The 22,597-nt window shown below is 68.6% G+C and carries 23 protein-coding genes and 1 tRNA gene; 9 read left to right on the plus strand and 15 right to left on the minus strand.

The window, feature by feature from the left end; all coding sequences use genetic code 11:
- Positions 1–20 precede the first annotated feature (20 nt).
- Complete coding sequence (locus tag AAME72_RS05775; RefSeq protein ID WP_348789287.1) at positions 21–776, plus strand: SDR family oxidoreductase; 756 nt, start codon at positions 21–23, stop codon at positions 774–776.
- 64 nt (positions 777–840) lie between these two features.
- The gene (locus tag AAME72_RS05780) at positions 841–1,440 is read left to right on the plus strand and encodes a TetR/AcrR family transcriptional regulator (protein WP_348789288.1); all 600 of its coding nucleotides are present in this window, start codon (positions 841–843) and stop codon (positions 1,438–1,440) included.
- A gap of 18 nt (positions 1,441–1,458) precedes the next feature.
- On the opposite strand, the gene AAME72_RS05785 is transcribed toward AAME72_RS05780, so the two are convergent.
- Together AAME72_RS05785 and AAME72_RS05790 are read right to left on the minus strand one after the other, a co-directional pair.
- Positions 1,459–1,941, minus strand: coding sequence for an SRPBCC domain-containing protein (locus AAME72_RS05785; RefSeq protein WP_348789289.1), 483 nt, complete (start codon positions 1,939–1,941; stop codon positions 1,459–1,461).
- The gene (locus AAME72_RS05790; RefSeq protein WP_348789290.1) at positions 1,938–2,315 is read right to left on the minus strand and encodes a metalloregulator ArsR/SmtB family transcription factor; all 378 of its coding nucleotides are present in this window, start codon (positions 2,313–2,315) and stop codon (positions 1,938–1,940) included. Before AAME72_RS05790 ends, AAME72_RS05785 begins: the two co-directional genes overlap by 4 nt.
- Positions 2,316–2,437: 122 nt before the next feature.
- Between AAME72_RS05790 and AAME72_RS05795 the strand changes: the two genes are divergently transcribed.
- Together AAME72_RS05795 and AAME72_RS05800 are read left to right on the plus strand one after the other, a co-directional pair.
- Positions 2,438–2,689, plus strand: coding sequence for a DUF5652 family protein (locus AAME72_RS05795; protein WP_348790212.1), 252 nt, complete (start codon positions 2,438–2,440; stop codon positions 2,687–2,689).
- Positions 2,690–2,747: 58 nt separating this feature from the next.
- Positions 2,748–2,821, plus strand: a tRNA-Gly gene (locus tag AAME72_RS05800).
- A 200-nt stretch (positions 2,822–3,021) separates the two neighbouring features.
- Here AAME72_RS05800 and AAME72_RS05805 read toward each other — a convergent pair.
- Entirely contained in the window at positions 3,022–3,804 is a 783-nt protein-coding gene (locus AAME72_RS05805) for a hypothetical protein (RefSeq protein ID WP_348789291.1), read from the minus strand.
- A 21-nt stretch (positions 3,805–3,825) separates the two neighbouring features.
- Here AAME72_RS05805 and AAME72_RS05810 point away from each other — a divergent pair, with 21 nt between their 5' ends.
- Complete coding sequence (locus tag AAME72_RS05810; RefSeq protein ID WP_348789292.1) at positions 3,826–4,068, plus strand: zinc-ribbon domain-containing protein; 243 nt, start codon at positions 3,826–3,828, stop codon at positions 4,066–4,068.
- Positions 4,069–4,120: 52 nt separating this feature from the next.
- Here AAME72_RS05810 and AAME72_RS05815 read toward each other — a convergent pair whose 3' ends face one another.
- On the minus strand, positions 4,121–5,053 hold the full coding sequence (locus AAME72_RS05815; protein WP_348789293.1) for a hypothetical protein: 933 nt from the start codon (positions 5,051–5,053) through the stop codon (positions 4,121–4,123).
- A 725-nt stretch (positions 5,054–5,778) separates the two neighbouring features.
- Here AAME72_RS05815 and AAME72_RS05820 point away from each other — a divergent pair.
- Positions 5,779–7,497 (plus strand): hypothetical protein, encoded by a 1,719-nt coding sequence (locus tag AAME72_RS05820; protein WP_348789294.1) that lies wholly within the window; start codon positions 5,779–5,781, stop codon positions 7,495–7,497.
- A 63-nt stretch (positions 7,498–7,560) separates the two neighbouring features.
- Here the strand turns inward: AAME72_RS05820 and AAME72_RS05825 are convergent, their stop codons facing one another.
- From AAME72_RS05825 to AAME72_RS05845, 5 genes are all read right to left on the minus strand, one after another.
- Positions 7,561–8,526 (minus strand): alpha/beta hydrolase, encoded by a 966-nt coding sequence (locus AAME72_RS05825; protein ID WP_348789295.1) that lies wholly within the window; start codon positions 8,524–8,526, stop codon positions 7,561–7,563.
- Between the two features lie 65 nt (positions 8,527–8,591).
- Positions 8,592–9,338, minus strand: a complete 747-nt coding sequence (locus AAME72_RS05830; protein WP_348789296.1) for an alpha/beta hydrolase — start codon at positions 9,336–9,338, stop codon at positions 8,592–8,594.
- A gap of 20 nt (positions 9,339–9,358) precedes the next feature.
- Entirely contained in the window at positions 9,359–10,312 is a 954-nt protein-coding gene (locus AAME72_RS05835; protein ID WP_348789297.1) for an alpha/beta hydrolase, read from the minus strand.
- A 55-nt stretch (positions 10,313–10,367) separates the two neighbouring features.
- The gene (locus AAME72_RS05840; protein ID WP_348789298.1) at positions 10,368–11,819 is read right to left on the minus strand and encodes a DHA2 family efflux MFS transporter permease subunit; all 1,452 of its coding nucleotides are present in this window, start codon (positions 11,817–11,819) and stop codon (positions 10,368–10,370) included.
- A 334-nt stretch (positions 11,820–12,153) separates the two neighbouring features.
- Positions 12,154–13,584 (minus strand): aldehyde dehydrogenase family protein, encoded by a 1,431-nt coding sequence (locus tag AAME72_RS05845; RefSeq protein WP_348789299.1) that lies wholly within the window; start codon positions 13,582–13,584, stop codon positions 12,154–12,156.
- Positions 13,585–13,713: 129 nt separating this feature from the next.
- Between AAME72_RS05845 and AAME72_RS05850 the strand changes: the two genes are divergently transcribed.
- Entirely contained in the window at positions 13,714–14,547 is an 834-nt protein-coding gene (locus tag AAME72_RS05850) for a helix-turn-helix transcriptional regulator (protein WP_348789300.1), read from the plus strand.
- Between the two features lie 16 nt (positions 14,548–14,563).
- On the opposite strand, the gene AAME72_RS05855 is transcribed toward AAME72_RS05850, so the two are convergent.
- Entirely contained in the window at positions 14,564–16,303 is a 1,740-nt protein-coding gene (locus tag AAME72_RS05855; RefSeq protein WP_348789301.1) for an FAD-dependent oxidoreductase, read from the minus strand.
- Between the two features lie 185 nt (positions 16,304–16,488).
- Here AAME72_RS05855 and AAME72_RS05860 point away from each other — a divergent pair, with 185 nt between their 5' ends.
- Positions 16,489–17,262, plus strand: coding sequence for an NmrA family NAD(P)-binding protein (locus tag AAME72_RS05860; protein ID WP_348789302.1), 774 nt, complete (start codon positions 16,489–16,491; stop codon positions 17,260–17,262).
- Between the two features lie 96 nt (positions 17,263–17,358).
- Here the strand turns inward: AAME72_RS05860 and AAME72_RS05865 are convergent, their stop codons facing one another.
- Positions 17,359–17,793 carry a GNAT family N-acetyltransferase gene (locus AAME72_RS05865; protein ID WP_348789303.1) on the minus strand — a complete coding sequence of 145 codons (435 nt, stop codon included), beginning with the start codon at positions 17,791–17,793 and terminating at the stop codon, positions 17,359–17,361.
- A gap of 126 nt (positions 17,794–17,919) precedes the next feature.
- Positions 17,920–18,342, minus strand: coding sequence for a MarR family transcriptional regulator (locus AAME72_RS05870; protein ID WP_348789304.1), 423 nt, complete (start codon positions 18,340–18,342; stop codon positions 17,920–17,922).
- A gap of 52 nt (positions 18,343–18,394) precedes the next feature.
- Here AAME72_RS05870 and AAME72_RS05875 point away from each other — a divergent pair, with 52 nt between their 5' ends.
- Positions 18,395–19,174, plus strand: coding sequence for an alpha/beta fold hydrolase (locus tag AAME72_RS05875; RefSeq protein WP_348789305.1), 780 nt, complete (start codon positions 18,395–18,397; stop codon positions 19,172–19,174).
- Between the two features lie 7 nt (positions 19,175–19,181).
- Here AAME72_RS05875 and AAME72_RS05880 read toward each other — a convergent pair whose 3' ends face one another.
- Genes AAME72_RS05880 through pdhA form a run of 3 tightly spaced genes read right to left on the minus strand, consistent with a single transcriptional unit; the run spans position 19,182 to position 22,522 of the window.
- Positions 19,182–20,405: a dihydrolipoamide acetyltransferase family protein gene (locus AAME72_RS05880; RefSeq protein WP_348789306.1), complete on the minus strand. Its 1,224-nt coding sequence runs from the start codon at positions 20,403–20,405 to the stop codon at positions 19,182–19,184.
- Positions 20,406–20,429: 24 nt separating this feature from the next.
- On the minus strand, positions 20,430–21,422 hold the full coding sequence (locus tag AAME72_RS05885; RefSeq protein WP_348789307.1) for an alpha-ketoacid dehydrogenase subunit beta: 993 nt from the start codon (positions 21,420–21,422) through the stop codon (positions 20,430–20,432).
- The gene (gene pdhA / locus AAME72_RS05890) at positions 21,419–22,522 is read right to left on the minus strand and encodes a pyruvate dehydrogenase (acetyl-transferring) E1 component subunit alpha (RefSeq protein ID WP_348789308.1); all 1,104 of its coding nucleotides are present in this window, start codon (positions 22,520–22,522) and stop codon (positions 21,419–21,421) included. The genes AAME72_RS05885 and pdhA overlap by 4 nt, the downstream gene beginning before the upstream one ends.
- Positions 22,523–22,597: the final 75 nt, after the last annotated feature.

Raw genomic sequence — 22,597 nt, forward strand, 5'->3', positions numbered from 1 at the left:
TGACCGATACAGATTTGGAGATGGCAGTCATGGGAGAGCTTCAGGGCAAGACGGCGCTGGTCACCGGCGGCACCTCGGGGATCGGGCTGGCGGTCGCCCGCCGGTTCGCGGCGGAGGGCGCGCACGTGATCGTGACCGGTCGCAACCGGGAGAAGCTGGAGGCGGTCGCGGCGGAGCTGGGCGACGCGGCGACGACGGTCGCGGCCGACGTCTCGTCGCCGGACGAGCTGGATGCGCTGTTCGCGGTGGTCGCCGAGCGCGGCGACGGCCTCGACGTGGTCTTCGCGAACGCCGGCGGCGGGGAGTTCGCTGCACTCGAGGACATCAGCTGGGCGCACTTCACCGACACGTTCGAGTCCAATGTCGGGGGCACGGTGTTCACGGTCCAGAAGGCGCTGCCCTACCTCCACAGCGGCTCCTCGGTGATCCTCACCGGGTCGAACATCGACGTGAAGGGCAGCCCGTCGTTCAGCGTCTACGCCGCATCCAAGGCGGCCATCCGCAGCTTCGCGCGCAGCTGGGCGGCGGAGCTCGTCGGCCGCGGCATCCGCGTCAACGCGATCGCACCGGGACCGATCGCGACACCGGGGCTGAGCGCGCTGGCGACGCCGGAGCAGGCGGAGGCGCTTCTCGACGGGCTCGCTGCCGGCGTCCCGATGAAGCGCCTCGGTGCGCCTGCGGAGATCGCCGAGGCGGTGCTCTACCTGGCGTCCGACCGCAGCTCGTACGTGACCGGGTCGGAGCTGTACATCGACGGCGGCGCGAGCCAGATCTGAGCAGCCGCCGCGGGTGGCGTATTGTGTTCCGATCGGTATGCAATCGACGGCGGAAGGACGACACATGACCGCGACCCGCGGCAGGCCCCGCGCGTTCGACCTCGACGCGGCGCTCGACAAAGCGATCGAGGTGTTCTGGCGTCAGGGCTACGAGGGCACGAGCCTGAGCGACCTGACCGACGCGATGGGTATCAACCGGCCGAGCCTCTACAACGCCTTCGGCAACAAGGAGGACACCTTCAAGCTCGCGGTCGACCGCTACGCCCGCGTCGACATGGCCTATGTGGACGCGGCGCTCGCGGCGCCGACGGCCTTCGAGGTGGCCGAGCGCTATCTGCACGACAACGCCGAGGCGGTGACGACCCGCGGCCGCCCACCCGGCTGCCTCTCGATCCAGGGCGGCCTCAGCGCATCCCCCGAGGACGACCGCATCGTGCACTACCTCGCCGAACGCCGGGCCCTCGGCGAGGCCCGGTTCGCCGAGCGCTTCGCGCGCGCGATCGCCGAGGGCGATCTCGACGTGTCGGAGGACCCGGCGGAGCTCGCGAAGTACGTCAACACCGTCTCGGCCGGGCTCGCCGTCCAGGCGGCGGGCGGCGCGAGCAGAGCCGAGCTGCTGCGCGTTGTCGCTCGGGCGCTGCGCGCGTTCCCCGGCGCTCGGTAGTCAGCCGGCGCTCGGTAGTCAGCCGGCGAGGATCTCGTCGACCTGGGTGAGCGCCTGGATCATCCCCTCCTCCTGGCCCATCGCGAGCAGCTCGTCCATCTGCTCGACGCTCGCGAACTGGGAGAGGATCGTCATCCGGGTCCGCCCGTCGCGCTCCTCGAACGACGCGGTCATGCGACCGGGGTCGCCGGGCGACGGGGCGCCGCCCTCCTCGGCGAAGCCATCGTCGATGACGACCCTGGTCGTCGGCTCGATCTCGATGAACCGCCACCAGCCCCAGGCCTTCGAGCCGTCCGGGATCGACATGTAATACGTCGCGCGACCTCCCGGCTCGAACTCGAACACCTCGAACGTGGCCGGATACCCGGGAGGTCCCCACCAGCGCTCCAGCTGGCGAGGGTCGGACCACAGCTGCCAGACCCGCTCGCGCGGCGCCGCGTACTCGGTCACGATGCTGAGCGTCAGCGCGTCCGCGTCCTTGGTGGATTCGATGAAGGTCATCGGCCGTTCCTTTCGTGGGTGGGTGGGGCTTCGGTGCCGGGTGGACCCTCCGAGAGGATGCCCTCGATCGCGCGGTCGCGCTGCCGCCAGATCGCCTCGAACTCGTGGAGCAGCCGGGAGGCCCTGCGGATGGTCTCGGGATCGCCGCTGACAACCCGCTCGCGTCCGCGCGCGGTCTTCCGGACGAGCCCGGCCCGCTCGAGCACGGCCACGTGCTTCTGCACGGCGGCGAAGCTCATGTCGTAGCGCTCCGCGAGCTCGGTCACGGAGTGCTCCTCCCGCAGCGAGCGCGCGACGATGTCGCGCCGGGTCGCATCCGCCAGCGCCTGGAAGATGCGATCGACCTCTGCGTCCGTCAACTCTCGTACAACCATTTGGTTGTACGTTAGCGCGACGCACGGCCGAGCACAAGACTCAGGCCGCCGGTCTTGCCGTGCGCGCGTCGACGCAGTCGAATGTCCGCATGAGAAACCGAACCGCCTCATCCCGCGCCGGGATGCCCGACATCCCACCGGCCGCGCGAGCATTTCTCGTGACGGCCGTCGCCTGGACCCTCGCCTGGAAGGGCGCGTCATTGTGGCGCGCAGCCAGGAACGGCAGCAAGCCGTGGTTCGTCACGCTGCTGCTCACCAACACCCTGGGCGCGCTCGACGCCGTCTACCTATTCGGGATCGACCGCCGCCACCGACGGGATGCGCGCACGCAACGCGCGCTCCCGACCGCGGCCGGTTTGGCCAATAACCATTGACCGGGTAGTCTGGGCCGCAGCCTCACATCCCAGTGTTTAACTGGGATTCGCGGGCCGCGCGAGTGTAGTTCAATGGTAGAACCTCAGCTTCCCAAGCTGATAGCGCGGGTTCGATTCCCGTCACTCGCTCCATCTGTGAGTTCTCGTGTTAGTTGGGCTTTTCGCGGTCTAACTGGGCATGGGCAGGGCAGGACATGTGCGTCGCCGCACCACAAGCCCTGGCATCCGGTGCTCGCTCGAGGACGTGCGCGCACCATGCAGGCTCCTACGACGACACGTCACTCTTACGTGTTCATTCCGTGATGGCGTGGTCCCAATAGCGCGGCTTGGACCTACTTTTCTCCATCTTCGGGATTGGTGGGCACGAGCGTGAAACGCCACAGTGGGAGTTCGTCATCACGGAAATCGTGGGGCAGCAGGGTGATCAGTGTTCCGGGCTCCACGTTAAGGTCCAAGGCGGTGTACCCCCGCGGACCATTCGTCGACGACTCGAATAGCCGCGAGTACATCGACGACAGGGAGCCGACGATGCCGAATCCCTGCCTGCTTTCCTCAGGCGGGGACGATGTCCAGCGCAACTCGGTGACCCTTCCGTCCACGGCCATCACGTGCTCGTCTTGTTCCCAGCCTCCATACATCATGAAGAACCACACAATGCGGCGAGCTTCCGGCGACGTCACGAGGGTACCGCCGCTGTAGAGGTGAACGGCACCAATGGTGAATGGCGCCTCGCCCTCCTCGTTGATTCCGGTCGGCGTCCCAGGTGCAGGCAAGAAAGATGCCTCCAAGGGGGCACGTACGCCGATGGATTGATCCCCGATCATGGCGAGTTTGTTCTTGAAGATCGCATCTCGCACGCTGATCCGGTAACCGCCCCCAGGACCTTCGACCAGGTCATTTCCAGACACCAATAGCCACATCGGAAAATCGGCGATGTAGATGGCGATGAAGACCTCCGCCCCGTACATCTCACCGAACCGTTGCATCCGCTTCACTTCTGCGGAACCAAACTTGATCAGTTTCTCCAGGGACGGCTCCTGCAGTTGCACATCCTTCACGTCAACGAGTATCCGCTGACCGTCCCGCAGATGCAGAAAGAAGTCAGGCGCCTTCACCGAGCCGGCTACCAATGCTCGGTGTGCTCGCGGCGCCGTCTCGTCGCCGGCGTCAATGACGTCGCCACCGAGAACCCGGTGCTCGTGAAGGAGTGGCACCCCTACCTGAACTACCCGAAGACACCAGACGCGATCTTCCCAGGCACCGAGAAGTACTACTGGAAGTGCCGGGCGGCGGGCCACAATACCCACCAGTCGATCCCGCACCGGCTCAAGTCGAAGGGATGCACGGAGTGCACGCCGGAGGAGCGGATCCTACGGTAGTTCTGATAGCCCACGCGGAGGCGTAGCGGAGCCACCGTAGAACGCCTGCCCGTTATGCGAGGTCGAAGAGCGGTGGATCTTCAGCGTCGGCGTGTCTTACGAATCTGTATGTCGACCTGACCGGCCCGGATCCCACTCGGTCCATAGCCGATTCGCGCCGAACCATGATGTCGACCCGCTCGCCCAGTCCGAATCGCGGAGATCTCAAGTCTTCCGCCTCTACGATGACCTTATACTTCGGGCGTCCCGATGCCGGAGTGATCGTGACGATGCCAGATATGTCGAGTGCGGTGATCATACCTTGCAGGCGGTCGGCGTCGAACTGGAGCGAAGTTGAGAAAAGCTCCTGCGCGTACTCTTGGCCAACCTGCGACAGCCGCGATGAGCGCCGGTGTGATTCAGCTGACCACCATCGAGTCGAGAGCTCAACTTTGTAGCTCTCGAGCGCGTGCACGAGTTGCTTGGCCTGACGCAGCAACCCTTGTTCCGTGCCGTATCGGCGGGCGATCTCCGTTGCAGGCGCACGTCGCTCGAAGAGATTATGAAGGTCTAGGACCTTGAGCACAGCTTCGTCTATAGGAGATAGGTCATAGCCAAGCTGATCCGCGCGGGGGAGGCGCTTCGCCGATGCAGGCCGAAAGTGTAGAACGACACTCCCGGCGCTTACTCCGACCAAACCTAGGCGAGACTCCGCCCGTGCAGAAGGAGGGGTGGCAAGTTCTACCTCTCGAGTCAATGGTCCGACGATTTCGTTCTGCATTTCAGCCGAAATCCAGCCGTCACGAACGGCTTCGCCCGATAGGCGAACCAGCCACAACGAGGACGACGCGAGACTCGGATCCAAGCGCGCGGCGCTCTCCATCCGAGAGTCCCATATGAGGTCATCGAGCGAATCGGTCGGCTCCGTAATGCTCTCAAGTAGGCGGCGGGACCGAAACTTGCGCTCCGGATCCTGGTCCAAGATCTGCCGGAGGTCGTCTTTCACAGAATCACCTCCAAGTACCCGCGGTCCGCCACAGAAGCCGGAGGCGTTGGGGGCCCCTTCGGACCTGGCGGCCTCCGTCGACCCCACCAGCTGTCGAGTCCACCGCGGGATGCAAGCAAGACCTGCTCATCCGGAGAAAGTCGCTCAGGAAGTAGCGTCGAAGCGATGCTACGCCAAGGAATCGCGAAAGGCTCCACGCGATACAGCGCTGAGACCGCTGCTCTCTGACCTATGAGCTTCTTCACCGAGCCGACGCCCGGACGCCCCGCGGCTGCACGCAGCTCGACTTCGTCGTACAGCGGCGATATGTCCAAGTCGCTCGGGTTGAGCTTCGCCGATATGAAGCTGCCTCCGCACCAAATCCCCCGCAGGAGTTCGACGCCAAGCTGCGTCTCAGCATCGCTCCAAGCCTGGAGATAATCCAGGAAACCCTGCCACACGACCGGACGAGTGAAGGACAGGCGAAACTCGGATGCACGTACGAAACGCTCGCCTATCTCGCCGATGGTTGCGGCGTACCTGCCTGGCGGAAGGTGCCCCTCGGTCGAAAGACTTGGGATCACGAGTTACGCCAACGGGCCTGACGCGCGTGCATTCATTCAGGCAAGCAGCGGTATCCACAGCGCGCAAGCTTCGTCCTACCCCCAATCGGGGTGGGGCTTCAGCGCTCGGTCCCATATCGGCCGCGTCCATTGCCTAGGCACGGACTAGAATCCATCGTCCGCATGTCTCGAGGAGTTAACTGGAGAGGAGGAAGCTACGTGTTGCCACTTGGATCACTTGGGTTGTTCTCGATCGACCACGTCTTCTCGCAGGCCCCGCTCCTCGATTCCGGCGCCTTTCTCGCTGCAGCCAGGACACGTGGATACGATCTCTCACTCGCTTCCTTGGAGAAGCTAGTCAAGCTGGGGCTACTGGCACCGTTATTTCGGGTAGATGACCAGGAGATACCTGGACGCGCAATCGACACTTCGGCCCACGAGAGTACCTGGCTAGCCCACTATGGACAAACCGGCCGCCTAAGAGATCCCTGGCAGGAAGGGCAATCCGAATGGTGGCCGTTGCTTCGCCCTGACGATGAGTCGAACGACTGGGACGATGGGTACTATTTCAGCCCGTGGCAGCTTCTGGAGATCCGGTACGCGCTCTCCGCCCTGCGAAGCAGGCCCTGGAATATCGCGCGCCATGCCGATGCCGTCAACCACGCGCGCGGCAGACGCGCCGAAACACTTGCCCTCGCCGCTTTGACGGACGCGTACCTGCCACAAATCATCGGCAAGGTTAGCTACCGGAGCGGCATCGATCGGCGAGAGGTGGACCGTGCGCGATACAACATCCCCGCGATCGCAAGATTAGCGGCTGTTGGGTACCCGGCAGCCCGCCTTCGTAAGCCGGCTGAGTTCTGGCTCTCGTCAGCCCACTCGTCCGATCCAATGATCGAGTGGTGGCCCTTAGTTCGCCATTCTGACCACAACGGTTGGTTCAAGACCCAGGGCCTCGTTCTCGATGCGATCTGGAAGCGAATCGCCGCGGAGATCTTTCTACGGGCGCACGAAGACCTGTCAAGTGAAGGGCAGCTGGAGGCGCTATCCCCGGAGAGCTCCGTGTCAAACGTCTGGGTACCCCTACTTGACCGGATCGGGCGACGCAGCGACCGAAGGCCCACTTTGGACCGCGCACTCGGACAGCTGTCGCTTTCTCCACAACCTCGCGTCATCCTGGTCGTAGAGGGACACACCGAACGCCTCCACGTCGAGGCCCTACTTGAGCGACTCGGGATGCTTGGGGCAGGACGCGTTCGCGTGTACTTGCAGGGCACGTCGAGCGACAAGCCGAACCAGCTCGCCCGGCTGTTGGCACCTCGGCTAACTGACGCGGCTGCCGACCGCTTCATAGTGGACGGCGCGCCAACTGCACTGTTGATTGCGATGGACCCCGAAGGGAGCTGGCGGACGGAGGAGCAGCGCGATCGGGCGAGACGAAGCCTCCAGAAGGCAATCCAAGAGGAAGTAATACGCCAAGGCGCTTCGCTGAGCCAGGATGAACTCGACATCCTCGTAGACGTAAGGACCTGGGGCGAGCACACTTACGAGCTCGCGAACTTCTCCGACGACGAGATCTACGAGGGCGTCGGTCGCGTACTTGGGGTACGCGGAGATCAGTTCGAGAACGAAGAGCTGCGGTTGGCAATCAAGCATGTCCGAAGCGCGAAGTTGGACCTTAAGGTCGTCTTCGATCGTCTACGAGTTCCACAACTGAAGGGTGAGCTCGCGCGCGAACTCCTCCCTGTCGTCCTCGCGAAGGCAGACGACCCGAGCGGGTCGGCGTTGGCAGGAGCGCAGGTCCCGGTTGTGAAACTAGCTTTGGACGCTTACAGGCTCGTTCAGCGGCTGACGGCGCCTGGTTTCAGCCTGCAGGCGCCCGCCAACATAACGGCCGAGTAGTAGTTGATCGAACCGTTCACTCTGCCGGAACGCCCAATGCCCAACTAGCTTGAGAATGCCCAACTAGCTCAGGACGTGACACCATCTTTCCCTTCGTGCATCCTGTGAATCCACACGCTGAAGCTCGGTCACGTCGAACACGGCTCGCACGAACTCGTGCGGGCGCTCACGCGGGAGGTTGTGGCCCGCGCCGTCCACCTGGCGGTGCTCGCGCGGGCCGGAGAAGTGCGCGGCGGCAGCGGTTCCGTCCGTCGCCGGGAAGTTGCCGTCGGCCGTGCCGTCGAGGGTGATCGTCGGAACCGGGATGACCGGCTGTGTTGCGAGGAACCGTTCGAGTTCGGCGAACTGCTCGGCCCCGTCGGCGAATCCCATGCGGTGACGATACGAGTGGATCACGACGTCGACGTAGTCGGGATTCTCAAACGAGCGAGCCACGCGATCCAGTTCATCGTCCGTGAAGGACCAGTTCGGCGAGTTCCTGCGCCAGATGACCTCGGCGACGCCCCGCGGGTCGGCCGCGAGACCCGCCCGACCGCGCTCGGTGAGGAAGTAGAAGAAGTACCAGAAGCCCGCTTCGAGCCGAGGCGTCAGCGGGTGCGAGGCGGCCGCGATGTCCTGGATCAGGTAGCCGTTCACCGAGACCAGCCCCCGCACACGCTCCGGCCATGCCGCGGCGACCACGCAGGCCGCGCGGCCGCCCCAGTCGTACCCTGCCAGGACCGCCTCGGGCAGTTCGAGCGCATCCATCAGCTCCAGGACGTCCGTCCCGAGCGCGGCCTGCTGGCCGCTTCGCGGCGCGGCCGGATCGAGGAACGTGGTGGGCCCGTGGCCGCGGAGGTAGGGGACGATCACTCTGCGGCCGGCGGATGCGAGTTCGCCGGCCACGTCGACGTAGCTGAGCGGGTCGTACGGGAACCCGTGAAGCAGGATCACGGGAGGCGATGCCGGGTCGCCGACGTCGTGGTACCCGACAGTGAGAGTGGCGGTGCGGATGCTTCGCAGCTCGCCGAGGCCTCGTGCGCGGCTCATCGTTCTTCCGTCCTCTGCTGCCTGGGGGCGTCCCCGGCGTTACCGGCGCCGGGGACGCCCACGGCTCACGCTTCGACGCCGACGGCCTCGACGGACGCGACGGCCGCCACTGCTGCCAGGATCGTCTCGGCGACGGCGCCCGGCTGGGACACGCTGAGAGCGTGGGAGCCGCCAGGCACCTCGCGGCTCAGTCGAGCGTTGGCGCGCTCGGCGCCGGCGCGGTGCTCGGCGACCGGGATGTTCAGGTCCTGGTCGCTGTACACGCACCACGTCGGGATGTTCTTCCAGCCCGGTGTCGCGGTCGGAAGGGGCTCGGTGAGAGCCGTCTGAGTGACCGGCCGCTGGGTCGCCGCCATCAGGCCGGCGGTCTCCGCCGACACATCCGCGCAGAACTGCTGACGGAACAGCTCGGGCTTGATGACGAGCTCGATGGTCCCGTCGGAGAGCTCACGCGGTGCGAGAGCGTCGCCGAGGGTGCTGCCGGGGAACTCGGTCGACAGGTCGAACGCCGTCTGCCCGTGTTCCGGCACGAAGGCGTTGACGTAGACGAGCGCGCTCACCGCATCGTTCCCCGAGGAGGCCTCGGAGATCACGAGACCGCCGTACGAGTGCCCCACGAGCACGACGGGGCGCCCGACCGACGCGATCACGTCCCGGAGGTAGGCGGCGTCCCCGGCCAGGCTGCGCAGCGGGTTCGCGACGGCGATGCTCTCGACGCCGTTCCGGTGCAGCTGCTCGATGACGCCGTTCCAGCTCGCGGACTCCGCGAACGCGCCGTGGACCAGCACGACGGCCGGCTTCTGATCAGTCATTTTCTCTCTCTCCTGTGTTCTCAGTAGTCGGTTCGGAGTGCTTTGCGCAGCACACGGATGGCCTGCTCGACGGCCGCGGTCACCGCAGCGGACGACCGCAGCGGGTTGAGCATCATGAAGTCGTGGACGGTGCCGTTGTAGCGGACGGAGGTCGTTCGCACTCCCGCCTGGGTGAGCTTGCGGGCGTACGCCTCGCCCTCGTCGCGGAGGACGTCGTTCTCGTCGACGATCACGAACGCCTCCGGCAGCCCGGCCAGCTCTTCCAGGGTCGCGCGCAAGGGGGACGCGGTGATCTCGGCGCGCTTGCCGGCGTCCGGCAGATAGGCGTCCCAGAACCACGCCATCGCCTTCGCTGTGAGGTACGCACCCTCGGCGAACTCGCGGTACGACTCGGTGTCCTGTGCAGCATCGGTGACGGGGTAGTACATCGACTGGTGCACGAACGTCACATCTCCGCGCTGCTTCGCCATGAGCGCCACCGCGGCCGTCATGTTGCCCCCGACGGAGTCGCCGGCGATCGCGAACCGCGAGATGTCCAGGCCGTGCTCGGCGGCGTGGGCGGTCAGCCACTGCGCGGTCGCGTACGCCTGCTCGATGGCGACGGGATACTGCGCCTCCGGGGAGCGGTCGTACTCGACGAACGCAAGCGCCGCTCGGGCTCCCACGGCCAGCTCGCGGACGAGCCGATCGTGCGTCCCCGCGTTCCCGATGACCCAGCCGCCTCCGTGGATGTAGAGGATGACGGGAAGGTCGGCCGGGGCGTGAACGGGCTTGATGAGCCGCACACGCACGTCGCCGACGGGTGCCGGGACGGTGATCCACGTCTCATCGACATCCAGCTTGTGGATCGGAGCGGACTGCAGGTCGTCCAGCACCTTCCGCGCGCCCTCGGGTCCGAGCTCGTAGAGGAACGGCGGCGTGGACGTCGCGTCGACGATGTCCTGCGCCTCCTTCTCAAGGATCGGTCTGCTCATTTCGGTACTCCTCGATCTCTCTGGTCAGAGGTCGCGATCGCGTCCTCTCGGTCAGCTATGACCGCCGCGGTTCCGACGTTGTGACACGGGAGCTCGACGTCGACGGGACCGGGGCATGGCCAGACCCCGCGCCTGCCGTGACCACCGGAACCGGCGTGGGATTCCGGATCCACACTCCCGAGACGATCGCGCCGGCGAACAGTGCGACCGCGGCGGCGGAGACGAGCGTGTGGAACGCCGGCAGCTGGATCGTCGCTCCGCCGACCGACCCCGCGAGGGCCACCGCGATCAGGCCGGCCACACGGGACACCGCATTGTTCACGGCCGAAGCGATCCCCGCCCGGCCGGAGTCGACCGCCCCGAGAACCGTTGCGGTCAGGGGCGCGACGGTGATGGCCATTCCGATTCCGAACGCGCACACGGCAGGCAGCACCTCCGTCACGTAGTCCGCGCCCGCGGTGATCCTTAGCATCAGCAGGAACCCCGCGCCCGTGACCGCCGGTCCGACCGTCATCAGGAGCCGGGGGCCGACCTTGCCGCTCAACCGACCGAAGACGGCCGCGAGCGCGATGAGCAGGATGCTCGACGGCACCATCGCGAAGCCGGCCGCCGTTGCGCTGTATCCGGCGCCCTGCTGCAGGAAGAGCGCGAGCGCGAAGGTGCCGACCGAGACTCCGCCGTAGATGAACGCCGTTGCGACATTGCCCGCCGAGAAGTCGCGTTGCCGGAAGATGGAGAGAGGAAGCATCGGGGAGGCGACCCGACGCTCCCAGAACACGAACGCGGTGAGTCCGACGGCTCCCAGCACGATCGCCCCGAGGATGACCGGCGAGCCCCACCCGAAGCGACCGCTCTCGATGAGGGCGAACACCGGGAGGCCCAGGCCGACGACGCCGAGCAGCGCCCCCACCCAGTCCACGCGGGCGTCCGCCGTCCTGGCGGAGTCTGCAGGCAGCGCGCGAACCAGGAGAAGGGCCACGGCGATCGGCACCAGGTTGATCGCGAAGACCCATCGCCACGAGAGCGTGTCGACGAGGACGCCGCCGACGATCGGCCCCGCGATGCTCGCCAGGCTCGTGATCGCCGTCCACACGCCGATCGCGCGAGCCTGGGCGGAGCCCTGGAATGCGCTCAGGATGAGCGCGAGCGAACTGGGCACCAGCAGCGCTCCGGCGATCCCCTGAAGACCGCGGGCGACGATGAGGATCTCCGCGGTGGGCGCGACGGCGCACGCGATCGACGCCACCCCGAACCCGAGAAGGCCCCACAACAGCACGCGCTTGCGCCCGAAGAGATCAGACAGCGATCCCGCGAGAAGGATCACCGAGCCCAGCGTCAGCAGGTAGGCGTCCACGATCCACTGCTGCGCTGCGAGGCCTCCACCCAGTTCGCGCCCGATCGCCGGCAGCGCCACGTTGACGACGCTGCCGTCCAGGAAGGCGATGAAGGTCGCCAGAACGGCGACCGCCAGGACGGTGCGCTGCAGTCGGGTATTCCACGTTGTCATTGCTCCTCCGAAGGTGCGAGGTCGTCCCGCTCGCCTGCTCTGACCGGAGACCGGGTGCGGCTGTGACATGCGCGCGGGTATCTCGTCACAAACGAGGAGCGTCGCCGGTCTGAGCATGCGATGCGTCCGGCCGAGCCGTGAGGTAAGAGCGGGAACACCGGGTTTCAGGCGGCCCTTCTCCCCCGTAGGGGCAGCGCCAAGCAGACCACGGCTGGTCCCTCCCGCCGCCGGACGCATCATGCCGACAGCGATCGACGCGCAGGAGGGGCCGATGCGGAACGTCGAGGGGAGCGCCCACCCGGAATGGAGGGTGGGCGCTCCACGACGCGTCCGGCTACCTCAGGATCGCCGTGAGCTCGGTGAACTCCTCGACGCCAGCGCGCCCGAGTTCACGGCCGTTTCCCGACTGCTTGTAGCCGCCGAAGGGGGCGGCGGGGTTGAAGTCGGCACCGTTGATGTAGACCTGCCCCACCTTCAGCTGCCGAGCGACGCGGAGGGCGTGGTCGGCTTCGCCGAACACGGCGGCGGTGAGGCCGTACGACGTGCCGTCGGCGATCGACACCGCGTGCTCCTCGTCCCGGTACGGGATGACCGACAGGACGGGGCCGAAGATCTCCTCCTGCGCGATCTCGGAGCCGGGGTCGACGTCCGCGAAGATCGTCGGGCGGATGTACGCTCCCTGCTCCAGACCGGGGATCCGGCCAGGGCCGCCCGCCACCAGGGTGGCACCGTCGGCGACGCCGCGCTCGATGAAGGCGTTCACGCGCTCCCACTGCGCTTCCGATGCGAGCGGTCCGACCCGCACCGCCTCGTCGGTCGGATCGCCGACGGTGTACTGGTCGAGTGCTCTCACCAGCATGTCCACGACCTCGGCCTGGCGGTGGGCGGGCACCAGAAGCCTGGTCCACGCGCCGCACGCCTGGCCGGAGTTGGTGAAGACGGCGCCCAGCGTGTGCTGGACCGCGCTGTCGATGTCGGCGTCGTCGAGGACGACGTTCGCCGTCTTCCCCCCGAGCTCCAGCGCCACCCGCTTGACCGTCTCGGCCGCGACGACGGAGATCCGCTTTCCGGCCCGGGTGGATCCGGTGAACGAGATCATGTCGACGTCGGTGTGCGCGACGAGCGCCTCGCCGACGACCGGGCCGGTTCCGTAGACGACGTTGAAGACGCCAGCGGGAAAGCCGGCTGCGGCGCTGGCCTCGGCCAGGATCCGGATCGACAACGGCGCGAGCTCGGACGGTTTGAGGACGATGGCGTTCCCGGCCAGGAGCGCAGGCGCCACCTTTGTCATCACTTGCTGCAGGGGGAAGTTCCACGGCGTGATCGCGCCGACCACTCCGACGGCCTCGCGGACGATGGTCGCATTGCCGACCTGTTCGGTCCACGCGATCTGCGGTTCGAGATCGGCGGTCGCCGCCGTGACGAGGGCGGGGAAACCCGCCTGGCCGACCCGGGAGAACGAGATCGGCACACCGATCTCCGCGGTGATGGCCTGAGCGATCTCCTCCCCGCGCTCGGTGAGCACCGCGGCGAGACGTCGCAGCGCGTCGGCCCGCGCTGCGGGGTCTGTGCCCGCCCAGCCGGGGAGCGCGGCGCGCGCGGCGGCGACCGCCCGGTCCACGTCGGACGCCGTCCCAGCGGGAGCGGATGCGACGACGCGTCCCGTCGCGGGGTCGATGACGTCGAGGGTGTCGCCGGTACCCGGGTTTTCCGCGCCACCGATCCAGTGGCCGCGAATGCTGAGGTGATCGTGTGTGTGTTCCATGCATCCACGATCGCTCCGCGTCACGAAGGCAACCAGGCCAGGTCTGTCCGGGTCTCCCTACCCGGGTATGCGCCGTCCCCCGATAAGCCCGGCATGGCCGGACGAACACACGGACACGAGGATCGAATCATGGATCGTAACCAGCTCGCCGACTTCCTGCGGTCGCGCCGCGATGCCCTCCGCCCGGAGGATGTCGGCCTGATCTCCGGCTCGCGGCGCCGCACCCCGGGCCTTCGCAGGGAGGAGGTCGCCGCGCTCAGCGGCATCTCCGTCGACTACTACAACCGGATCGAGCAGCGACGTGGCCCGATCCCGTCGGAGCAGGTGCTCGCGGCCTTGGCGCGTGGCCTCCACCTGACGCTGGAGGAACGAGACCATCTCTTCCAGCTCGCCGGGCGCCCGGTGGCCCGTCGCGTCGCACGCACCGATCACGTCAATGCCGGGCTCATGCGGGTGTTCGACAGGCTGCAGGACACGCCGGCGCAGGTCGTGAACACGCTCGGGGAGACGCTCCTCCAGACCCCACCGGCGGTTGCCCTCCTCGGTGACGAGACGTCGCACTCCGGCCCGGCGCGCAGCCGTGTCTATCGGTGGTTCACGGACCCCGATGCGCGCCGCACGGCGCCCCCGGAGGACCATCCGCGACACGGCAGAGCGCTGGTCGCGGGGCTCGCGGAAGCCGCCGCCGAAGGAGGGCCGGGCTCCGGTGCCGCGGCGTTGGTCGAAGCCCTCCACCACCGGAGCGCGGAGTTCCGCTCGATCTGGGACGAGCATCCCGTCACCGGCCCCTACTGTGCGCCCAAGCGTTTCATCCACCCGGAGCTCGGCGAGCTGGACCTGTACGGGCAGACCCTCCTCGACCCCGATCAGTCGCAATCGCTGATGGTGTTCACGGCCGAGCCGGGCAGCCCCAGCAGCGAGAAGCTGAAGCTGCTCTCCGTCATCGGGGCCCAGCGACTGTGAGGGGATGCGGTGCCGCTCACTCCACGAGCTTGCCGGCCGACGTCACCTCGTGCATGTGCTCCGCGATCTCGTGCGGGATGGTCGGGATCGACTCGGCCTCCACCTGTCCGGGGCCCGACCAGACGAAGTTGACGCGGAGCGCGGGGTCGAGGGCGGGGAAGTCCGATCGGTTGTGCGCGCCGCGCGTCTCGCGGCGGGCGAGCGCTCCGTCGATCGTCGCGCGTGCCGCGAGCAGGCTCGCTCGCAGATCGAACGCGTGGGCCACGTCCGCGAAGCCCGCGATGTCCGGGTGGACGCCGATACCGGCCTCGCGATCGGCGACCTCGGCAAGCGCGTCGAGCCCAGCACGGAGTCCGTCCTCGTCGCGCACCACGCCCGCGTGCGCGGTCATCGTGTCGCGCACCGCGCGCTGGAGCACGCGGACGTTCTCCTCGCCGTCGGCGGCCAGCACGGCGTCCAGCTCCTGGCGGGCCTCGGCCAGCGCCCGTGGCGAACGACCCACCCGGTGCAGCCCCGTCGAGTGCCGGTACGCGGCCTCGCCGACGAGACGCCCGTAGACCAGGAGCTCGATGAGCGAGTTGCCGCCGAGCCGGTTGGCGCCGTGCAGTCCGCTGGAGGCCTCCCCGATCGCGTACAGCCCGTCCACATCGGTGCCGTGGTCCTCGGGCCGGACCCAGACTCCGCCCATCGAGTAGTGCGCGGTGGGCGCGATCTCGATCGGATCCCGGGTGATGTCGACCATCTGCAGCTCGAGGAGGGTGTGGTAGACCCGCGGGAGCCGCGTCATGATCGTCTCGCGCGGCAGGTGCGACACATCGAGCCAGACGCCTCCGCGCGGAGTGCCGCGGCCCTCGGCGATCTCCGTGTACGCGGCGAGCGCCACGCGGTCGCGCGTCGACAGCTCCATGCGCTCCGGGTCGTAACGCGACATGAACCGCTCGCCGAGTGCGTTGCGGAGGATGCCGCCCTCGCCGCGCGCGGCCTCCGACACGAGGGTGCCTGCGGCGTCGGCCGGCTCGAGCAGCCCGGACGGGTGGAACTGGACGAGCTCGGCGTCGCGGATCCGCGCGCCTGCCTCGAACGCGAGCCTCCAGGAGTCGCCGGTGTTCTCATCGCGACGGGACGACGAACTGCGCCAGACGCGGTTGTGTCCTCCCGCAGCGAGGATCACCGCGTCCACGAGGAAGACGTACCGCTCCCCGGTCTGGAGGTCGAAACCATAGGCGCCGAACACCGCGTTCTCGTCGGTGAGCACCCGCGTGATGTAGACGGAGTCCATGATGCGCACGCCGGAGCGGTCGGCCTCCCGCAGCAGCGTGCGCTGCAACTCGAGCCCGGTGTAGTCGCCGGCGAAGGCCGTGCGCCGATAGGTGTGCGCGCCGAAGAACCGCTGTGAGATCCGGCCATCGTCCTCACGGGCGAAGTTCATGCCGTAACGCTCGAGGTCCTCGATGCCACGGCGCGCCTCGCGGGTCACGATCTCGACGGTCCGGGGGTCACCGAGGAGGTAGCCCTCCTTGAGCGTGTCGGCCGCGTGCTGCTGCCAGGAGTCCTCGGGATCGATGGTCGCCAGCGCAGCGTTGATCCCGCCCGCGGCGAGGGAGGTGTGGGCGTCGGCCCTCGGCCGCTTGCCGACGACGAGCACATCGCCTCCGCGCTGCGCGACCTCGATCGCGGCCCGGAGACCCGAACCTCCCGCGCCGATCACCAGAACCGACGTCGATATCCTGCGCTCCTGCTTCGTGCTGCCGCTCATCGGCCTACTCCCTCTTCTCCCTGGTCGCGGACATCCGTCTGCTCCCAACCGGAGGGGTCTTCCTCCGTCACACACTGAGACCGTTCTGCGCGGCGATTTGTGACCGCGCTGTCACGAATCGCCGACCGCGCCGGTCAGAGCTTCCGTACGCGCAGTCCGCGCACACCAGAGAAGGAGAAGTCAGCATGTCCAGAATCGTCGTCATCGGGGGCACCGGCTTGATCGGTTCCAAAGTCGTCAGCAGGCTGATCGAGCACGGGCACGACGCCGTCGCCGCGTCACCGAACTCGGGGGTCGACACCATCACCGGCGAGGGCCTGGACGCCGCGCTCGCCGGCGCGTCCACGGTGCTGGACGTCTCGAACTCGCCGTCGTTCGCCGACGACGATGTGATGGCGTTCTTCACCACCGCGACCACGAACATCATCGCCGCGGCGAAGAAGGCGGGCGTCGGCCACTACGTCGCCCTGTCCGTCGTGGGGTCCGAGCGGATGACCGACAGCGGCTACATGCGAGCCAAGGTCGCCCAGGAGAAGCTGATCGCCGGCAGCGGGATCCCGTACTCCCTCGTCCACGCGACCCAGTTCTTCGAGTTCGTGACGAGCATCGCGGCCTCCGGGACGGTCGGCGACGAGGTGCACCTTTCGCACGCGCAGATCCGCCCGATGGCCGCCGAGGATGTCGCGACGGCCGTCGCGCGGGTGACCGCGCACGAGCCGCTGAACGCGACCCTCGAGGTCGCCGGTCCCGAGCAGTTCGGGCTCGACGACCTGATCCGCACCGGCCTGGCGTTCCGCGGCGACCCGCGAACCGTCGTCGCCGACCCCGACGCGCTCTACTTCGGGCAGCGGCTCACCGACGACATGCTGCTCCCGGGCCCGGACGCGACGATCGCCGAGACGCGGTTCGCGGACTGGCTGCCGGACAACCCGCCGCCGGCACCCCGCGCGGCGAACTGACGCGACCGTCCGGTCGCGCCGACGGCGGCCTCGCTCCTGACACGCGAGGCCGCCGTTTCCGCGCCGAAACGCGATGCGTCAGGACGGCTTCGCGACCTACCGGACGAGGTCCGCGTACCGCGGATCGGACGCGATGAAGGCGGCGACGACCGGACAGACCGGTGTGATCGGCCTTCCGATCTCGCGGATATCGTCCAGGACGTCGGCGATGAAGTCGGCCGCGACCCCCCGGCCTCGGAAGGCCGGTTCGACGTAGGTGTGGTAGATGACGTAGCGCCCACCCTCGTCGTGGTAGGCGATGGTGGCGATCTCGCGGTCGCCCAGCACGGCGACGAAGCGCTGCTCGTCGACGCGGTGCAGTACGGCGACCTCCTCATCCGCGTCGGTGGACGGAAGGTCCAGGTCGCGCGCCCCGCCCGTCGTCACCTCATCGACGAGGCGAGCGGTCCCTTCGTCCAGGAACCCGAGCCCGTCCGGGTAACCCGCCGCATCCGCGTACTCCATTGCGCTGCGCTCGTTGAGGTCGTTCATCGTCTGCCCTTCTCGTTGGTGCCGCGCCTGCGTGGCGATCGACTCATTCGTTCGCCAGCCAAGACAGCGCTGCGGCCGCCGATGTGACGGCGGGCGACTGGGGAGCCGCGTCGAATGCCCGGAGCCCTACGGAACGACGTGGTCGCCGAGGAGGATGTCGAGGGCGTCCGCCAACGCGCGGCGCCGCTCCTCGTCGAGCGGCGCGAAGAGCTCGTCCAGCGTGCCGGAGGCGACGGCGCGGCCGTCCTCCAGCGCGGCGCGCCCGGCGTCGGTGAGCTCGTGCTCGATCCGGCGCCCGCGGCCGGCGGAGCGCACGATCAGCCCGCGCTCCACCAGTCGGTTCGCCAGCGTGCCGAAGGCCTGGTCGCTCTGGAAGGTCGCAGCGGCCAGGTCGTGGCCCGACGCTGCCGGCATGCGTGCGATAGCGCGGAGCGCATCCCATTGGACGAGGCTGACGCCCACCGGGCGGAGGCGGGCGTCCATGGCGCGGTGGTTGCGGTACTGCGCCCGCTTGATCGCCAGCCCGAGCGCTTCGAGATCCACGGTCATGGTGCTACCGTATCAATATTCGTAGATAAACATGTTGATACAGGGAGTTCGCATGACCACCCGCCTTCCCGCCCACCTGCCGCTGACCGATGTCGGCGACTCCTCCTCGCGCACCGCCCTCCTGCTGCACGGGGGCGGAGGTCCGCGCACGATGGCGCCTCTCGTCGCGCACCTGACCCCGTCCATGCACGTGCTCGCACCGACGCATCCCGGCTGGGACGGGACGACGCTCCCGGAGACCATCGCCTCGGTCGCAGACCTCGCCGCCGGCTACCTCCGGCTCCTCGTGGACCGCGGCGAGTCCGACGTCGTCATCGTCGGCTCCTCCCTCGGCGGCTGGATCGCCCTCGAGATGGCTCTGCAGGCGGCGACCGACCACCGGTCCTCGGAGCTCCTGGCCGCCGTCGTCGTGATCGACGGCGTCGGCGCGGTGATCGAGGGCGAGCCCATCGCCGATTTCTTCGCCCTCGACGCCCGCGGCCTCGCCGAGCGCGCCTGGCACGACCCGGAGCGCGGGTACGTCGACCCCGCGGGCCTCACCGACGAGCAGCGCGCCGTCCAGCTCGGCAACGGCAGGACGATGGCGGTCATCGCCGGTTCCGGGATGGCCGATCCGGCACTGCTGGGGCGGCTCACCGCCCTGAGCGTCCCGACACTGGCGGTGTGGGGCGAAAGCGACAGGATCGTCACCCCGGGCTACGGACAGGCGCTCGCCCGGGCGATCCCCGGGGCACGGTTCGCCGAGATCCCCGCGGCGGGCCACCTTCCCCAGCTCGAGAACCCCGAAGCGACCTGGCCCGTCCTGGACTCGTTCCTCGCGTCGCTGCCGTAGCGGGCCGTCACGCGAGCAGCGCCAGCGGGGACTGCAGCAGTTCGGTCAAGGTGGCAAGGAAGCGACCGGCGGCGGCGCCGTCGATGATGCGGTGGTCGCACGTGAGGGTGTAGCGGAGGCGGCGACGGGCGGTGACCTCGCCGTCGGTGAGGGTCAGGGTTTCGTGAGCACTCCCGACCGCCAGGATCGCACCCTGGGGCGGGTTGATGATGGCGGTGAACTGCTCCACGCCGTACATCCCCAGGTTGCTCACGGTGAAGGTGCCTCCGCTCATTTCGTCGGCGGTGAGGGCGCGGTCGGCAGCGCGCTGGGCGAGGGCGCGGGTCTGCCCCGCGATGGCCGAGAGGCTCGACGTGTCGGCGGCGCGGACGACCGGGACGACCAGGCCGCTCGGCGCGTCCACGGCGACGCCGACATCCACTCGGCCGTGCAGCAGGGTCTGGCCGCCGCCGTCGGGCGCGTACGAGGCGTTGAGGGCGGGGTGCTCGCGGAGGGTGAGGGCGACGGCCTTGACCACGAGGTCGTTGACGGAGATCTTCACGCCCGGGCGGGCGGCGTCGTTCAGGCGGACGCGCAGGGCGAGCAGCTCGGTGACGTCGGCGGAGGCGGTCGCGGTGAAGGCGGGGACGGTCGTGGCGCTCTCGGTGAGCCGGGCGGCGATCGCGCGGCGGATGCCGTCGAACGGGACGCGGGTGACGTCGTCGGTGGCGGACGGGGCGGGTGCGGGCGCCGGCGCCGGCGCGGTCGGCGCCGTTGTCGATGCGTCCGCGCGCGTCCGCGGCTCCCCGGCAGACGGACGGGGCGCTGCGGCGGCCTCCGCCTCGGGGAGGTCCGCGCGAACGATCCGGCCGCCGGGGCCGGATCCTGCGATCGTGGCGAGGTCGATGCCGCGCTCCTTGGCGATCCGCCGGACCACCGGCGTCGCCAGCCGGCGCCGATCGTCGGCGGCACGCGGCTCCGGCGCGGGAGGAACGGCCTCCGTCTCCGGATGCTCGACGCCGTCGTCCAGGCGCGCGATCGGGGTGCCGATGGCGACGTTCTCGCCCTCCGGGACGAGGATCTCCGCGAGCACCCCGGCGTCGTACGCCTCCTGCTCCATCAGCGCCTTGTCTGTCTCGATCTCGACGAGGACGTCCCCCGGCGCGACCGGGTCGCCCGGCTGCTTGCGCCAGAGCGCGATGGCGCCCTCCGTCATGGTGTCGGACAGGCGCGGCATGAGGATGTCGATCATAGTGTTCCTTCGGGGTCAGCGGGGTCAGCGGCGCCGGGCGACGGCGTCCAGGGTTTCGCGGATGGCGGCGACCGCGTCGTCGACGGAGGGCAGCGCGGCGTCCTCCAGCGACTTCGCGTACGGCATCGGCACCTCGGCCATCGCCACGCGGCGCACGGGGGCGTCCAGCCAGTCGAAGGCGCCGTCGCTGATCGTCGCGGCTATCTCGGCGCCGATGCCGTAGGTGAGCCAGTCGTCCTCGAGGGTGACGGCGCAGTTCGTCTTCCTCACGGACGCGACGATGGTGTCCCTGTCCAGAGGGCGCAGGCTGCGCAGGTCGACGACCTCCACGTCCACGCCCTCGGCGGCGAGCACCTCCGCTGCCTGGAGGGCGACCACCGCCATCCGCGAATAGGCGACGACCGTGATGTCGGACCCCTCCCGGGTGACCGCGGCACGACCGATCTCCGCGGGGGCGATGTCGTCGGGCACCTCGCCCGTGGAGTTGTAGAGGGCGAGGTTCTCGAGGACGAGGACGGGGTCGTCGTCGCGGATCGCGGCCAGCATGAGCGCCTTCGCGTCCGCCGGCGTGGCCGGGGCGACGACCTTCATCCCCGGCACGAACGCGTAGTAGAGCTCGATGTTCTGGGAGTGGGTGGCGCCGAGCTGCTGGCCGCCTCCTCCCGGCGTCCGGATGACGAGCGGCACCCGCGCCTGGCCGCCGAACATGCCGTAGATCTTCGCTGCGTGGTTGACGATCTGGTCGAGCGCGAGCAGCGAGAAGTTGATGGTCATGATCTCGACGACGGGACGCAGGCCCACCATCGCTGCGCCGATCGCCGCCCCCGTGAAACCCTCCTCCGCGATCGGGGTGTCCCGCACGCGCTTCGGCCCGAATTCGGCGAGCAGGCCGGCCGTGATCTTGTAGGAGCCCTCGAACACCCCGATCTCCTCGCCGATCAGCAGGACATCCTCGTCCCGTAGCATCTCGCTGCGGAGCGCGTCGTGGAGGGCCTGGCGGTAGCTGACGATGCTCACGCGGCGACCTCCGCACGGTCGGCGGAGCGGTCGGCGGGCCGGGGCGCGGCCGGAAACAGCGCCTCCCCCGGCAGCCGCCGCGAGTCATTGGGCACCGCGGTGGCGTAGGTGTAGTCGAACAGGGTGGAGACCTCCGGTTGCGGGCTGGCGTCGGCGAACGCCGCGGCGGCGGCGACCTCGGCGGCGACCTCGCTCTCGATGCCGCCGACCTGCTCGTCGGTGAGCGCGCCGAGCTCGCGCAGGCGGTCCGCGAACGCGGCGACGGGGTCCGCTGCCCTGGCTGCTTCGCTCTCCTCCGGGGTGCGGTACCGGGCAGGGTCGACGACGGAATGGCCCTTCATCCGCCCGGTCAGCGTCTCCAGGAGGTACGGCGTCCCCGCCCGCGCTGCCGCGAGGGCGACCCGCGCGGCCTCGCGCACGGCGACAGGGTCGCTTCCGTCGACGCGCGCGGACGGCATCCGGTACGACGCCGCCCTGCGGTGCAGCTCGGGCTCGGCGGAGGACTGCTCGACGGTGGTCCCCATGCCGAGGCCGTTGTTGTTGACCACGTACACGATCGGCAGGTGCCACAGCGCGGCGATGTTGAGCGACTCGTGGAAGGCGCCGATGTTGGTCGTCCCGTCGCCCATCAGGCACATCACCGCCTCGGTGCCGCCCCGGTAGTCGATCGCGAGAGCGGTGCCGGTCGCCAGCGGCACTTGGCCGCCGACGATGCCGTACCCGCCCATGAAGCGGACACCGGGGTCGAACATGTGCATCGAGCCTCCCCAGCCGCGGGAGACGCCGTCGGTCCGGCCGTACAGCTCGGCCATCGCACGCTCCGGCGAGATCCCCCTGGCGAGCGCATAGCCGTGCTCGCGGTAGTTGGCGTACAGGTAGTCCGACGGTTCGAGGGCGCTCATCAGGCCGACGACGGTCGCCTCCTCGCCGAGGTTCAGGTGGCAGTAGCCGCCGATCTTCGCCTCGGTGTACGCGCGGGCCGCGCGCTCTTCGAACCGCCGGATCAGCAGCATCTGCCGGTAGAACGCGCGCAGGTCGTCCTCGGAGGGGGAGGGAGCGGCGGGTTCGGCCGCCTGGCGCGCCTTGCGTGGTGTTGGCATCGGGATTCTCCTCGTCGCGCGGGGGTCGCCCGCGCAAAAGAATGAAACGAAAACCGTTTCATTATAGGCTTGATG

Origin of the sequence: Leifsonia sp. NPDC080035 (assembly GCF_040050925.1) — a bacterium.
In the GTDB taxonomy this organism is placed as follows: Bacteria; Actinomycetota; Actinomycetes; order Actinomycetales; family Microbacteriaceae; genus Leifsonia.

What these genes read in the sequence shown, in the direction of transcription:
- AAME72_RS05775 (WP_348789287.1), top strand. Translation starts at nt 21, where the DNA reads ATGGCAGTCATGGGAGAGCTTCAGGGCAAGACGGCGCTGGTCACCGGC.
- AAME72_RS05780 (WP_348789288.1), top strand. Translation starts at nt 841, where the DNA reads ATGACCGCGACCCGCGGCAGGCCCCGCGCGTTCGACCTCGACGCGGCG.
- AAME72_RS05785 (WP_348789289.1), bottom strand. Translation starts at nt 1,941, where the DNA reads ATGACCTTCATCGAATCCACCAAGGACGCGGACGCGCTGACGCTCAGC.
- AAME72_RS05790 (WP_348789290.1), bottom strand. Translation starts at nt 2,315, where the DNA reads ATGGTTGTACGAGAGTTGACGGACGCAGAGGTCGATCGCATCTTCCAG.
- AAME72_RS05795 (WP_348790212.1), top strand. Translation starts at nt 2,438, where the DNA reads ATGCCCGACATCCCACCGGCCGCGCGAGCATTTCTCGTGACGGCCGTC.
- AAME72_RS05820 (WP_348789294.1), top strand. Translation starts at nt 5,779, where the DNA reads ATGTCTCGAGGAGTTAACTGGAGAGGAGGAAGCTACGTGTTGCCACTT.
- AAME72_RS05825 (WP_348789295.1), bottom strand. Translation starts at nt 8,526, where the DNA reads ATGAGCCGCGCACGAGGCCTCGGCGAGCTGCGAAGCATCCGCACCGCC.
- AAME72_RS05830 (WP_348789296.1), bottom strand. Translation starts at nt 9,338, where the DNA reads ATGACTGATCAGAAGCCGGCCGTCGTGCTGGTCCACGGCGCGTTCGCG.
- AAME72_RS05835 (WP_348789297.1), bottom strand. Translation starts at nt 10,312, where the DNA reads ATGAGCAGACCGATCCTTGAGAAGGAGGCGCAGGACATCGTCGACGCG.
- AAME72_RS05840 (WP_348789298.1), bottom strand. Translation starts at nt 11,819, where the DNA reads ATGACAACGTGGAATACCCGACTGCAGCGCACCGTCCTGGCGGTCGCC.
- AAME72_RS05845 (WP_348789299.1), bottom strand. Translation starts at nt 13,584, where the DNA reads ATGGAACACACACACGATCACCTCAGCATTCGCGGCCACTGGATCGGT.
- AAME72_RS05850 (WP_348789300.1), top strand. Translation starts at nt 13,714, where the DNA reads ATGGATCGTAACCAGCTCGCCGACTTCCTGCGGTCGCGCCGCGATGCC.
- AAME72_RS05855 (WP_348789301.1), bottom strand. Translation starts at nt 16,303, where the DNA reads ATGAGCGGCAGCACGAAGCAGGAGCGCAGGATATCGACGTCGGTTCTG.
- AAME72_RS05860 (WP_348789302.1), top strand. Translation starts at nt 16,489, where the DNA reads ATGTCCAGAATCGTCGTCATCGGGGGCACCGGCTTGATCGGTTCCAAA.
- AAME72_RS05865 (WP_348789303.1), bottom strand. Translation starts at nt 17,793, where the DNA reads ATGAACGACCTCAACGAGCGCAGCGCAATGGAGTACGCGGATGCGGCG.
- AAME72_RS05870 (WP_348789304.1), bottom strand. Translation starts at nt 18,342, where the DNA reads ATGACCGTGGATCTCGAAGCGCTCGGGCTGGCGATCAAGCGGGCGCAG.
- AAME72_RS05875 (WP_348789305.1), top strand. Translation starts at nt 18,395, where the DNA reads ATGACCACCCGCCTTCCCGCCCACCTGCCGCTGACCGATGTCGGCGAC.
- AAME72_RS05880 (WP_348789306.1), bottom strand. Translation starts at nt 20,405, where the DNA reads ATGATCGACATCCTCATGCCGCGCCTGTCCGACACCATGACGGAGGGC.
- pdhA (WP_348789308.1), bottom strand. Translation starts at nt 22,522, where the DNA reads ATGCCAACACCACGCAAGGCGCGCCAGGCGGCCGAACCCGCCGCTCCC.